Annotated in this window: 10 protein-coding genes; 6 read left to right on the top strand and 4 right to left on the bottom strand. The window is 59.5% G+C overall.

The annotated features are described in order from the left end of the window. Positions 1–32: 32 nt before the first annotated feature. Positions 33–2,837, bottom strand: a complete 2,805-nt coding sequence (gene gyrA / locus GGD50_RS05535; RefSeq protein WP_107108006.1) for a DNA gyrase subunit A — start codon at positions 2,835–2,837, stop codon at positions 33–35. A gap of 227 nt (positions 2,838–3,064) precedes the next feature. Between gyrA and GGD50_RS05530 the strand changes: the two genes are divergently transcribed. Beyond that, positions 3,065–3,697 (top strand): MarC family protein, encoded by a 633-nt coding sequence (locus tag GGD50_RS05530; protein WP_107108005.1) that lies wholly within the window; start codon positions 3,065–3,067, stop codon positions 3,695–3,697. Between the two features lie 80 nt (positions 3,698–3,777). Here the strand turns inward: GGD50_RS05530 and GGD50_RS05525 are convergent, their stop codons facing one another. After that, on the bottom strand, positions 3,778–4,338 hold the full coding sequence (locus tag GGD50_RS05525) for a single-stranded DNA-binding protein (RefSeq protein WP_107108004.1): 561 nt from the start codon (positions 4,336–4,338) through the stop codon (positions 3,778–3,780). Positions 4,339–4,641: 303 nt separating this feature from the next. Between GGD50_RS05525 and uvrA the strand changes: the two genes are divergently transcribed. Continuing rightward, positions 4,642–7,563 (top strand): excinuclease ABC subunit UvrA, encoded by a 2,922-nt coding sequence (uvrA, locus tag GGD50_RS05520; protein WP_107108003.1) that lies wholly within the window; start codon positions 4,642–4,644, stop codon positions 7,561–7,563. Between the two features lie 29 nt (positions 7,564–7,592). Next, on the top strand, positions 7,593–8,399 hold the full coding sequence (locus GGD50_RS05515) for a DUF72 domain-containing protein (protein WP_107108002.1): 807 nt from the start codon (positions 7,593–7,595) through the stop codon (positions 8,397–8,399). Positions 8,400–8,467: 68 nt separating this feature from the next. Here GGD50_RS05515 and GGD50_RS05510 read toward each other — a convergent pair whose 3' ends face one another. Beyond that, positions 8,468–9,943, bottom strand: a complete 1,476-nt coding sequence (locus tag GGD50_RS05510) for an NAD(P)H-hydrate dehydratase (RefSeq protein ID WP_107108145.1) — start codon at positions 9,941–9,943, stop codon at positions 8,468–8,470. Between the two features lie 349 nt (positions 9,944–10,292). Between GGD50_RS05510 and GGD50_RS05505 the strand changes: the two genes are divergently transcribed. From GGD50_RS05505 to hspQ, 3 genes are all read left to right on the top strand, one after another. Then, complete coding sequence (locus GGD50_RS05505; RefSeq protein ID WP_003539626.1) at positions 10,293–10,631, top strand: P-II family nitrogen regulator; 339 nt, start codon at positions 10,293–10,295, stop codon at positions 10,629–10,631. Between the two features lie 61 nt (positions 10,632–10,692). Continuing rightward, positions 10,693–12,102: a type I glutamate--ammonia ligase gene (glnA, locus tag GGD50_RS05500; RefSeq protein WP_107108001.1), complete on the top strand. Its 1,410-nt coding sequence runs from the start codon at positions 10,693–10,695 to the stop codon at positions 12,100–12,102. Positions 12,103–12,336: 234 nt separating this feature from the next. Beyond that, on the top strand, positions 12,337–12,666 hold the full coding sequence (gene hspQ / locus GGD50_RS05495; RefSeq protein WP_107108000.1) for a heat shock protein HspQ: 330 nt from the start codon (positions 12,337–12,339) through the stop codon (positions 12,664–12,666). A 327-nt stretch (positions 12,667–12,993) separates the two neighbouring features. Here hspQ and GGD50_RS05490 read toward each other — a convergent pair whose 3' ends face one another. Next, positions 12,994–13,653: an invasion associated locus B family protein gene (locus tag GGD50_RS05490; RefSeq protein ID WP_107107999.1), complete on the bottom strand. Its 660-nt coding sequence runs from the start codon at positions 13,651–13,653 to the stop codon at positions 12,994–12,996. Between the last annotated feature and the right edge of the window lie 135 nt (positions 13,654–13,788).

Raw genomic sequence — 13,788 nt, 5'->3', positions numbered from 1 at the left:
CAAGCTTCCCTCGTTGGAACTCAGCGAAGGATTTACTCCTCGCTGCCGCCCTCGGCATCACCGTTCGAGACTTCCGCATCACCGTTCGGAACCTCGTCCTCGGCACCATTGTCACCCGTATCGTCCTCGCCATCCGGCTCGCTGATGCGCTCGACCGAAACGACCTTCTCATCCTTGGCGGTCGAGAAGATGGTGACACCCTTGGTCGCACGGCTGGCAATGCGGATGCCGTTGACAGGAACACGGATCAATTGGCCGCCATCCGAGACGAGCATGAGCTGATCGCCTTCCGCAACGGGGAAGGCGGCCACAAGCTCGCCGATCTCGCCGGTCTTCGACGTATCAGTGGCGCGGATACCCTTGCCGCCGCGGCCGGAAATGCGGAAATCGTACGAAGACGAGCGCTTGCCGAAGCCTTTTTCCGAGACCGTCAGCACGAATTGTTCCAGCGCCTTCAGCTCTTCATAGCGTTCATCGCTAAGCTGTCCCTCTTCGGTGACTTCTTCACCGACCAGCGCGATTTCCTCATCCTCGCCCGTGGTCGAGCGGCGATCGCTGGCAGCGCGCTTGAGATAGGCGGCACGCTCCCACGGCTCGGCGTCGACGTGATTGACGATGGTCATCGAGATGATGCTGTCGCCCGACGCCAGCGTAATGCCGCGAACGCCGATGGAATTGCGGCCAGCAAAGACGCGAACATCCGAAACCGGGAAGCGGATACACTGGCCGAGCGCCGTCGTCAGAAGCACGTCATCATGTTCGGTGCAGGTCTCGACGGAGAGGATTTCGTCGCCCTCCTCCTCCAGCTTCATGGCGATCTTGCCATTGCGGTTGACCTGAACGAAATCCGACAGCTTGTTGCGGCGCACTGTGCCGCGCGTCGTCGAGAACATGACGTCGAGATTGTCCCAGGTGCTCTCGTCTTCCGGCAGCGGCATGATCGTTGTGATGCGCTCGCCGGGCTCCAGCGGCAGCATGTTGATCAGCGCCTTGCCGCGCGACTGCGGCGTACCGATCGGCAGACGCCAGACCTTCTCCTTGTAGACGATGCCGTGCGACGAGAAGAATAGAACCGGCGTATGCGTATTCAAAACAAATAGCCGGGTAACAAAATCCTCGTCGCGCGTGGTCATTCCGGAGCGGCCTTTGCCGCCGCGGCGCTGGGCGCGATAGGTGGTCAGAGGCACGCGCTTGATGTAGCCGAGATGCGAAACCGTGACGACCATATCCTCGCGAGCAATCAGGTCTTCATCGTCCATCTCCAGGCCGCCGTCGACGATCTCGGTGCGGCGCGGCGTGCCGAATTCGTCGCGAACGGCAATAAGCTCTTCTTTTACAATGGCTTGGATGCGGACGCGCGACGACAGTATCTCGAGATAGTCCTTGATCTCGGCACCGATCTTATTCAATTCATCGCCGATTTCGTCGCGGCCGAGTGCCGTCAAGCGGGCAAGACGCAGTTCGAGAATTGCGCGCGCCTGCTCTTCGGAAAGATTGTAGGTGCCGTCGTCATTGATGCGGTGACGTGGGTCATCGATTAGCCGGATAAGGGATTCGACGTCTGCGGCCGGCCAGCGACGCGTCATCAGTTCTTCGCGGGCCGATTGCGGATCGGGCGCGTGGCGGATAACGCGGATGACTTCGTCGATATTGGCGACGGCGATGGCGAGACCGACCAAGACGTGCGCGCGTTCGCGCGCCTTACGCAGCAGATACTTGGTGCGGCGGCTGACCACGTCCTCGCGGAAGGAGACGAAAGCCCGCAGCATGTCGAGCAGGGTCAACTGCTCCGGCTTGCCGCCGTTCAACGCGACCACGTTGGCGCCGAAGGAGGTCTGCAGCGGCGTGTAGCGATAAAGCTGATTGAGGATGACGTCGGCATTGGCATCGCGCTTCAGCTCGATCACCACGCGATAGCCCTGACGGTCGGATTCGTCGCGCAGGTCGGAGATGCCTTCAATGCGCTTTTCGCGCACGAGTTCGGCCATCTTCTCGATCATCGTCGCCTTGTTCACCTGATAGGGAATTTCGGTGATGATGATCTGTTCGCGGTCACCGCGCATCGGCTCGATCGTCGCGACGCCGCGCATGACGATGGAGCCGCGTCCGGTTTCGTAGGCCGAACGGATCCCGGCACGGCCGAGAATCTTGGCACCGGTCGGAAAATCCGGACCCGGGATGATCTGCATGATGTCCGGCAGCTCGATCGCCGGATTGTCGATCAGCGCAATGCAGCCGTCGATCACTTCGGAGAGGTTATGCGGCGGGATATTGGTCGCCATGCCGACGGCGATGCCGCCGGAGCCGTTGACCAGCAAGTTCGGGAACTTTGCCGGCACCACGACAGGCTCGCTCAACGTGCCGTCATAGTTCTCGCGGAAATCGACGGTTTCCTTATCGAGGTCGTCGAGCAGCGAATGAGCCACCTTTTGCAGGCGGCATTCCGTATAACGTTCAGCCGCCGGCGGGTCGCCATCAACGGAGCCGAAATTGCCCTGACCATCGATCAGCGGCAGGCGAAGCGACCAAGGCTGCGCCATGCGGGCAAGCGCGTCGTAAATCGCCAGGTTGCCGTGCGGATGGTATTTACCCATCACGTCACCGGTGACGCGGGCGCATTTCACATATTTCTTGTTCCAGTCGATCCCGAGTTCCGACATGCCGTACAGAATGCGCCGATGGACGGGCTTGAGACCATCGCGAACATCGGGAAGCGCGCGGCTGACGATCACGCTCATCGCGTAATCGAGATACGACCGCTGCATTTCCTCCATAATGGAAATTGGCTCGATGCCTGGCGGGAGCTTCCCGCCACCGGGTGGTGTTTGCTCAGTCAAAACAGATCACGATCTCTTTTAGAATCACTGCGAAATTTATAGCCGAAAGGCCCTGCAAGCGCCAATTTTGACGGGTGCTTTTAAACAGGCTTTTGCCCTCTTAACCCGCTAAATCGCACATTTCCGTGGCAGAAGGTTTTGGTTACACCGCATTGCGCTTTGCGAAACGTCATTCCTCGCATATCAATGGGCTAATAACGAATAGAAACAAATGTCCCGGGGGTTATATGGCGAGCGCGGATACGCTGATCAATGCCTTCACAACGCTGCTCGTCACGGTCGACCCCCCAGGTCTTGCTCCACTCTTTATCGGCCTTACAGCCGGTATGAACCGGGCCCAGCGCCATCAGGTGGCGCTGCGCGGCTCGCTGATTGCTTTCTTCATCATGGCGGCCTTTGCCTTGTTCGGCGCGAGCGTGCTCGGCATTCTCGGCATTTCCATCGGCGCGTTCCGCATTGCCGGCGGCCTGCTGCTCTTCTGGATCGCTTTCGAGATGGTGTTCGAGAGACGGCAGGACAGAAAGGAAAAAGCGACGGAGGTCGCAATCACCAAGGATCATATCCAGAATATCGCGGTATTTCCCCTGGCTCTGCCGCTGATCGCCGGTCCCGGCGCCATTTCGGCAACCATCCTGCTGGCCGGTTCGCTTCAGACAATGTTCGACCGAGCCCAGTTGATCGTCGTTATCGCCGTCAATCTCGGGCTGGTCTACGGGGCTTTGGCGATCTCGGACCGGCTCGACCGCATGCTGGGATCAACCGGCCGCGCCATCCTGACGCGCCTGCTCGGCGTCATCCTCGCCGCGCTCGCCGCCCAATTCGTGGTGGACGGCGCGAAAGCGGCACTGAAGCTCACATAGACTGAAGCATACAAGCAAAGACCCGCCGGAAAAGCGGGCCTGTTCAACTCAATTGGCATGACCACCGAACAAGGCGGCGATCAAAACGGGATATCGTCGTCCAGATCGCGCGAGAAATTGCTGCCGCCGCTGCTTGCGGCGCCGCTACGGCCACCGCTAGCGCCACGACCGGAGGACTGCGACGAAGGCTGGCCATAGTCGTCACCGCCATAGTCGCCACCGTAACCAGCGCCAAAGTCACCGCCGCCTCGTCCACCGCGACCGCCTTCGACAGCGCCGCCGCCTTCGCCACGGCCATCCAGCATGGTCAGTGTCGAATTGAAGCCCTGCAACACGATTTCGGTCGAATAACGATCCTGGCCGTTCTGATCCTGCCACTTACGCGTCTGAAGCGCGCCCTCGATATAGACCTTGGCACCCTTCTTCAGATACTGCTCAGCAACCTTGCAGAGACCTTCATTGAAGATCACGACGCGGTGCCATTCCGTCTTTTCCCGGCGCTCGCCGGAATTGCGGTCGCGCCAGGTTTCCGACGTCGCGATATTGAGGTTGGCGATCGGACGGCCGTCCTGCGTACGGCGGATTTCCGGGTCCGCCCCGAGATTTCCAACCAGAATTACCTTGTTCACACTACCGGCCATGATTACCTACCCTGCTTGCCGCCCATCGACGGCTTCCCAAATTCTATCCAAGCACCTTAGACCATTGCCGCCATCAGGCGCTATTTATGCGGCACCATCTGCCGCGCTCATCCACAGACATTATATGACATGCGAAATCACATGTGGCCTTGACCCAAAGGCAAATTTGTTCTTTCTTTGTTCTAATTCACCTCTATGATCCTGTCAACCGAATCGAAAACCCGGCGCTGTCCTTCATTTCAGCCTCGACTCACGGGCGAGCATCACTAAATAAGGGCAGACACCAAGGGACCGCAGACGACGATGAGTGAACTGAAGACTATTTCCATACGTGGCGCACGCGAGCACAATCTCAAGGGGATCGATCTCGATCTTCCGCGCAACAAGCTGATCGTCATGACCGGCCTTTCCGGCTCGGGCAAATCCTCGCTCGCCTTCGACACGATCTATGCCGAAGGACAACGCCGCTATGTCGAGAGCCTGTCGGCCTATGCGCGGCAGTTCCTGGAGATGATGCAGAAGCCGGATGTCGACCAGATCGACGGCCTGTCGCCGGCGATTTCGATCGAGCAGAAGACCACGTCGCGCAACCCGCGCTCGACGGTCGGCACCGTTACCGAAATCTACGACTATATGCGTCTTCTGTTTGCCCGCGTCGGCGTGCCCTATTCACCGGCAACCGGCCTGCCGATCGAGAGCCAGACGGTGAGCCAAATGGTCGACCGCGTGCTCGCCTTCGGCGAAGGTACCAGGCTTTATATCCTGGCGCCGCTCGTGCGCGGCCGTAAGGGCGAATACAAGAAGGAACTGGCGGAGCTCATGAAAAAGGGCTTCCAGCGCGTCAAGGTCGACGGGCAGTTTTACGAGATTGCCGATGTCCCGGCGCTCGACAAGAAATACAAGCACGACATCGACGTTGTGGTCGACCGTATCGTCGTCAGACCCGATGTCTCGGCTCGCCTGGCGGACAGCTTCGAAACCTCGCTACGTCTCGCCGACGGCCTTGCCGTTGCAGAATTCGCTGATAAGCCGTTGCCGCCGGAAGAAACCGCGGCCGGCGGCTCCGCCAACAAGTCGCTGAACGAGACGCATGAACGCGTGCTGTTTTCGGAAAAATTCGCCTGCCCGGTTTCCGGCTTCACCATTCCGGAAATCGAGCCGCGGCTCTTCTCGTTCAACAATCCCTTCGGCGCCTGCCCTTCCTGCGACGGGCTTGGCTCACTGCAAAAGATCGACTCGGCCCTGATCGTACCGGAACCGGAGCGCACGCTGCGCGACGGCGCGATCGCGCCCTGGGCCAAATCGACCTCGCCCTATTACAATCAGACGCTGGAAGCGCTCGGCAAGCATTACGGCTTCAAGCTCGGCAGCCGCTGGAGCGACCTGTCCGACACGGCGCAGGACGTTATTCTGAATGGCACCGAGGATAAGATCGAGTTCCACTACGCCGACGGTGCCCGTTCCTATACGACGCACAAGAATTTCGAAGGCATCGTGCCGAACCTCGAGCGGCGCTGGAAGGAAACGGATTCCGCCTGGGCGCGCGAGGAGATCGAGCGTTTCATGTCGGCCGCGCCCTGCCCGGCTTGCAACGGCTATCGCCTGAAGCCGGAAGCGCTGGCGGTGAAGATCAACAAGCTGCATATCAGCCAGGTCGCGGAAATGTCGATCCGGGTCGCTCGCGACTGGTTCAATGTGCTGCCGGAAACGTTCACCGACAAGCAGAACGAGATCGCCGTGCGTATCCTCAAGGAGATCCGCGATCGACTGCGTTTCCTCAACGATGTCGGTCTCGAATATCTGAGCCTATCGCGCAATTCCGGCACGCTGTCCGGCGGCGAAAGCCAGCGTATTCGCCTGGCCTCGCAGATCGGCTCGGGCCTGACGGGCGTGCTCTATGTCCTCGACGAACCGTCGATCGGCCTGCATCAGCGCGACAATGCCCGGTTGCTGGAAACGCTGAAACATCTGCGTGACATCGGCAATACGGTGATCGTCGTCGAACACGACGAGGATGCGATCCTGACGGCGGATGATGTCGTCGATATCGGTCCCGCCGCTGGCGTACATGGCGGCCAGGTGGTGGCGCATGGCACGCCGCAGGACATCATGGCCAATCCGAAATCGCTGACCGGCAAATATCTCTCCGGCGAACTCGGCGTGCCCGTTCCCGACGAGCGCCGCAAGGCCAAGAAGGGCAAGGAGATCAAGGTTATCGGCGCGAGAGGCAACAACCTCAAGAACGTCACTGCCTCGATCCCGCTTGGCGTCTTCACCGCGGTCACCGGCGTTTCAGGCGGCGGCAAGTCCACCTTCCTGGTCGAGACGCTCTATAAGTCAGCCGCACGCCGCGTCATGGGCGCACGCGAAATCCCGGCCGACCACGATCGCATCGATGGCTTCGAACATATCGACAAGGTGATCGATATCGACCAGTCGCCGATCGGCCGCACGCCGCGATCGAACCCGGCGACCTATACCGGCGCCTTCACGCCGATCCGCGATTGGTTTGCCGGCCTGCCGGAGGCCAAAGCGCGCGGCTATCAGCCGGGCCGCTTCTCCTTCAACGTCAAGGGCGGCCGTTGCGAAGCCTGCCAGGGCGATGGCGTCATCAAGATCGAAATGCACTTCCTGCCCGACGTCTACGTTACCTGCGACGTCTGCCACGGCAAGCGCTATAACAGGGAGACCCTGGACGTCACCTTCAAGACCAAGTCGATCGCCGATGTGCTCGACATGACGGTCGAAGAAGGCGTCGATTTCTTTGCGGCTGTTCCTGCCGTGCGCGACAAACTGCAATCTCTGAAGGATGTCGGTCTCGGCTACATCAAGGTCGGTCAGCAGGCCAATACGCTTTCGGGCGGCGAAGCACAGCGCGTCAAGCTGGCCAAGGAGCTGTCGAAGCGATCGACCGGGCGCACGCTCTATATCCTCGACGAACCGACCACCGGCCTGCACTTCCACGACGTCGCCAAGCTGCTGGAAATGCTGCACGAACTGGTCAACCAGGGCAATTCGGTTGTTGTCATCGAGCATAATCTCGAGGTCATCAAGACGGCCGACTGGATCCTCGACTTCGGTCCCGAAGGCGGCGACGGCGGCGGCGAAATCGTCGCCGCGGGCACGCCGGAGACGATCGTCAAGGAGAAGCGATCCTATACCGGCCAGTTTCTGAAGGAACTGCTGGAGCGGCGGCCAATGAAGAAGGTAGCGGCGGCGGAGTAAGTTAGCCTCGCCGATCAATGGAGGAGAGAATGACCACTGCAGGCACGATCCGAACCGGTATCGGCGGCTGGACCTTTGAGCCCTGGCGCGGGACATTCTATCCCGACACGCTCAAGCAGAAGGACGAACTCAATTTTGCCAGCCGCAAGCTGAAGGTGATCGAGGTCAACGGCACCTATTACAGCACGCAGAAGCCGGAGGTTTTTGCCAAATGGGCTGCCGATGTTCCTGGTGGTTTCATCTTCTCACTCAAGGCGACACGTTTCGTCACCAACCGGCGGGTGCTTTCCGAGGCCGGTGAATCGATGCAGCGCTTTCTTGAATCCGGCATCAGCGAACTGGGCGATCATCTCGGGCCGCTTCTCTGGCAATTCGCGCCGACCAAGAAGTTCGATCCGGATGATTTCGAGGCGTTCCTTAAATTGCTGCCGGACAAGCAGGACGGCTTGGCGCTGAAGCATGTTGTCGAGGTCCGGCATGACTCGTTCAAAGTGCCGGAATTCATCGCTTTGCTCGCCAAATACAATGTCGCGCCGGTTTGCGCCGAGCATTTCGAATATCCGATGATCGCCGATGTGACCGCCGATTTCGTCTATGCCCGCCTACAGAAGGGATCCGACGACATCAAGACCTGTTATCCGCCGAAAGAATTGAAGGCCTGGGCGAAGCGGTTGGAAACCTGGGCGGAGGGCAAGATACCCGATGACCTGGCGCTGATCGATGGGGATCGCAAGGTCAAGGCTGAGCCGCGCGACGTCTTTGCCTTCATGATCCATGAAGGCAAGGTCAATGCTCCGCATGGCGCGATCGCGCTGCAGGAGGAAGTGGCTAAGTAATCGCTCTATCCCTTTGCTTTTACGCATTCCGGACGGAAAACCGCTTCGCACTTTTCCTGGAATTGCTCTTAGAAGGGAGCAACATGGGCGACGAGATCTTCGGCCGTCAGCCCTTTGCCTGCGCGCTGCCCGGCAAGGCCATGCAGCCAGACACCGGCCGCCGCCGCTTCAAACGCAGATGTGCCCTGCGCCAGGAGCCCGCCGATGATGCCGGCGAGCACGTCGCCGGAGCCGGCGGTGGCAAGCCATGGCGGCGCGTTGGCATTGATCAAAGCCCGGCCGTCGGGTGCGGCGATAACGCTGTCGGCACCTTTATAGATGATGGCGGCATGGGCGCGCGCTGCTGCCGCCCTCGCCTTCTCGACCTTGCTTAATGCGTCATCGGCAGCAAGATCGGGAAATAAGCGGGCGAATTCGCCCTCATGCGGCGTCAAGACCAGGCGTGTCGGGCCCTCCGAGAAAGCATCGAACAAGTGCTGCGGTTCATCGCGAAACGAAGTGATGCCATCGGCGTCGAGGACCAGATGGCGGTCACTCACAGCCAGCGCGAATTGCCGGGCCTTCTCGCCGGCGCCGAAACCGGGACCGAGGACGAAAGTCGAGAGGCGCTGGTCGGTGAGCCAGGCGCGCAAGGCGGCCTCGTCGTCGACTGCGCGCAGCATGATCGCCGTCAGCAGCCCGGCATTGACGGACAGCGCCTGTTCCGGCGAGGCGATGGTGACGAGCCCTGCCCCCGCCCTCAGCCCCGCCATGGCCGACATGCGGGCAGCACCCGTGGCGGTCGCACCGCCGGAAAAGACCACCAGATGACCGCGCTTGTATTTATGGGTGTCCGTGTCAGCCGGGGGCAGGTCCGCCTGCCATTGCACCGGCATGTTTTCTGCGATCAGGCCGTTCGCATGGGCGCGGACAATGCGCGCGGGAATGCCGATGTCGAAAACTTCCAGCGCGCCACAAAGGTCGCGACCTGGCATCAGCAGGTGACCGGGTTTGCGGGTCATGAAGGTGACCGTGCGAACGGCGCGAAAGGCAGCACCCAGCACCTGCCCACTGCGGCCGTCGAGACCCGAGGGCAAGTCGACGGCGATGACGGGAATGCGGGCCTCGGCAATTTCTGCGATGATCGCCGCCACCTCATCGGAGACGGGACGGGACAGGCCAGCGCCGAAAATGGCGTCGATGACGATGTCTCCCGGGCGCGGCGCATACCGCCCGAGCGCCTCTCCATCATCAGGACAATCCTTAAAGGCGCGGGCGGCATCTCCTTTCAATATTTTGGGATCGCCAAGGTGAAAGACCCGAACCTCCGCACCGGTTTGCCGTAGGGCGCGCGCCGCGACATAGCCGTCGCCGCCATTATTGCCGGGGCCGCAGAGCACGATAAATCGCAGGGCCTCCGGGAAATGCCGAAGGGCGCTCGCAGCCACCGCCTGGCCTGCCCTTTCCATAAGTCCGTAGGAGTCGATGCCAGAGGCGGCAGCCGCCTGATCGACAGCGGCCATATCCTCGGGCGAAAGAAGCAGATCGGCGAGCGGTGACATCATGATGGACGCCATTGAATGCGAAACCTGCCTGAAAAACAATCGCCATTCCGAGGCATCATTTGCCCACATATCGCGCATTTGCATAATAATTACGCAAACACATCCAAAATCCTCCCGAAGTACAATTGTGAGAAATACAGCACTTTTTTGCAAAATTTTGCTTATCTCGTGCATTTCGGTGCGAAATCGCTTCCATTTTTCCGAAAAATCCTCATCAATCCGGGGTCTCGGCATCAATTCGCCGGGATTTTTTACGGCAGGCCTCCGTAAACTGGCATGATACATGCATCAGGTTGGCCAAGCGGGGAATGGTCCTGCTGTAACGGGAGAAGCGGAGAGACATTTTCTCATGAAAAAGATCGAAGCGATCATTAAGCCTTTCAAGCTGGACGAAGTGAAGGAAGCCCTTCAGGAAGTCGGTCTGCAGGGCATCACTGTCACGGAAGCGAAGGGCTTCGGTCGTCAGAAAGGCCACACGGAGCTTTACCGTGGCGCCGAATACGTCGTCGACTTCCTGCCTAAGGTGAAGGTCGAAGTCGTATTGGCGGACGAAAATGCGGAAGCGGTGATCGACGCCATCCGCAAGGCTGCGCAAACCGGCCGGATCGGCGACGGAAAGATTTTCGTCTCCAATGTGGAAGAGGTCATTCGAATCCGCACCGGAGAAACAGGTATAGACGCCATCTAACCGGCCCGGCCGTCAACGCCGAGGCTCGTAATCGTCATCTAAGTCAAGGGAAGTAGTTTTAATGACGACCGCAAGCGAAATTCTCAAACAAATCAAGGATAACGACGTCAAGTTCGTTGACCTGCGGTTCACGGATCCCAAGGGCAAGCTGCAGCACGTCACGATGGACGTCGTCTGCGTCGACGAAGACATGTTCGCCGATGGCGTCATGTTCGACGGCTCCTCGATTGGGGGTTGGAAGGCCATCAACGAGTCCGACATGGTGCTGATGCCCGATACCGACACGGTTCACATGGATCCGTTCTTCGCGCAGTCCACCATGGTCATCCTCTGCGACATTCTCGATCCGGTCTCGGGCGAAGCCTACAACCGCGATCCGCGCGGCACCGCCAAGAAGGCCGAAGCCTACCTCAAGGCATCCGGCATCGGCGACACCGCTTTCTTCGGCCCGGAAGCCGAATTCTTCGTCTTCGACGACGTCAAGTACAAGGCCGATCCGTACAACACCGGCTTCAAGCTCGACTCCAGCGAATTGCCGTCCAACGACGATACCGACTATGAAACCGGCAACCTCGGCCACCGTCCGCGCGTCAAGGGCGGCTACTTCCCGGTTCCGCCGGTCGACAGCGCCCAGGACATGCGTTCGGAGATGCTGACGGTTCTCGCCGAGATGGGCGTCGTCGTCGAAAAGCATCACCACGAGGTCGCGGCTGCCCAGCATGAGCTCGGCATCAAGTTCGACACGCTCGTGCGCAACGCCGACAAGATGCAGATCTACAAGTACGTCGTTCATCAGGTCGCCAACGCCTATGGCAAGACGGCAACCTTCATGCCGAAGCCGATCTTCGGCGACAACGGCTCGGGCATGCACGTTCACCAGTCGATCTGGAAGAGCGGCAAGCCGACTTTCGCCGGCGACGAATATGCTGGTCTCTCCGAGAGCTGCCTCTTCTACATCGGCGGCATCATCAAGCATGCCAAGGCGATCAACGCCTTCACCAACCCGTCGACGAACTCCTACAAGCGTCTCGTCCCGGGCTATGAGGCTCCGGTTCTGCTCGCCTACTCGGCTCGCAACCGCTCGGCTTCCTGCCGTATCCCGTTCGGCTCCAACCCGAAGGCAAAGCGCGTCGAAGTTCGCTTCCCCGACCCGACCGCCAACCCTTATCTCGCCTTTGCCGCCATGCTGATGGCCGGCCTCGACGGCATCAAGAACAAGATCCATCCGGGCAAGGCCATGGACAAGGACCTGTACGATCTGCCGCCGAAGGAGCTGAAGAAGATCCCGACGGTCTGCGGCTCGTTGCGCGAAGCGCTCGAAAGCCTGGACAAGGACCGCAAGTTCCTGACCGCCGGCGGCGTCTTCGACGACGATCAGATCGATGCCTTCATCGAGCTAAAGATGCAGGAAGTCATGCGCTTTGAAATGACCCCGCATCCGGTTGAATACGATATGTACTACTCGGCATAAGAACCGAGGTGAAAGCCCCGGTCAGCCGGGGCTTTTGCTTGCTGGCAAGCGTAAGGCAGACGTATTTTCGGTCGCGGCTGCCTTACTGGACATTACAATTCGTGTATCGCGCAATCGAACAATGTAGGGCGAACAGCGTTGATCGAATGTGACGATTGCATGAAGGAAACGGGGCAAAATCCTTGATATCGGCGGTGGAATTCACCACATGATTGCTTGAAAGGAAGTCGCGCCATGAAAGAACGCTACGCAAAATTCAACATAGGCGACGTGGTTCGGCACCGGATGTTTCCCTTCCGCGGTGTCATCTTCGACGTCGATCCGGAATTCTCCAACACTGAAGAGTGGTGGAATTCCATCCCGGCAGAAGTGCGGCCCAGCAAGGACCAGCCCTTCTACCACCTTCTCGCCGAAAACGACGAGACGGAATATGTCGCATACGTGTCCGAGCAGAACCTGATCAGCGACGAAAGCGGTGTCCCGCTCCGTAACCCGCAGATTGCTCAGATCTTCGATAAAGCGCCCACAGGCGAGTTCAAGCCCAAGATGAGCTTCGCCCACTAAGCGTCAATTTCATGCAAGTTTTCGAAGGGAAGACGCTCCCAACGTCTTCCCTTTCGTTTTGAGCGGACACCGGCCAATTGCCGGCATCCAGTAACAGTTCGCGGCGATGACGATCGACGTCAGAAATTCCTCAGGGGCTTGCATTCGACTCACCTGTAGCTCCGCAAGCGGCAGTATGATGCGTCAAGCTTGAATACCTTCATCCGGCAAATGAAAAAACCGCTCGCAACAATCGGTTGCAAGCGGTTTTTGATTTTAGTCGGGAATCACTTCCCGGATCTGGCCAGGCGGGATCAGCCAATCGCCAACCCCTGCAAGCCCTGCGGCTTACTGCTGCTTTGCAGCCTTCTGGGCGTCTTCCAGCTTCTTGCGAGCTTCTTCGGCCTTCTTCTGCATGCTGTCCTGCAGGCTCTTCTGGCTTTCGGCCAGCTTCGAGTCGGAGATTGCCGCGCCGTCATAGGCAGCGCCGAAGCCTTCGAGCGAGATCTTGATCGGGTTCGGAGCGCGACGGAAGTTGATCGAGGTGAAGGTCACGTCGGTGCCCTTCTTCAAGGCTGCGATCATGGCGTCGGTCAGCGGCACTTCGGCCGTGCACTTGTCCGGCAGACATACGGCGTAATCGATCTTCTGGCCCTTGCCACCGTCGACCTGCATGGTGATGCCGGGAGCGATCAGACGTGCGGTCGGAACGGAAATCTGAAGGATCTTGCGGTTGACCTTGCCGTCGACCGAGATGAGGCCGACTGCAGTCACCAACTGGCCGTTGTTGGCCATGATCAGGTTCTGAACGATGCAGATGTCGGCGTCGTCCTGCTTGGTGCAGGTCTTGTACCAGCCGAGGCGCGGCTGAGCGGCGTTACCGCCACCATCAGCAGGAGCTGCATCCGAGGCATCTTGAGCGAAAGCAGCAGCCGGAAGCGCTGCACCGATCATGAGAGCCAGAGCAGAAAGTCCTGCCCGCATTTTGTTGTCAGTCTTGAACGTCATAGCGAAACCGCCTCCTGAAATCCGATGCGGGACGACAGCCTGCCGCCCCATGCCAATCGGGTCAAACCGCCGTCCACCTGTCGAAAGATTAAGGCAAATGCATGACCCGAGAAACCCGGCACCCCTGTTACATCG

Source organism: Martinezella paranaensis, from assembly GCF_014200235.1.
Classification (GTDB): Bacteria; Pseudomonadota; Alphaproteobacteria; order Rhizobiales; family Rhizobiaceae; genus Rhizobium; species Rhizobium paranaense.
This window is presented reverse-complemented; position numbering and strand designations above follow the sequence as displayed.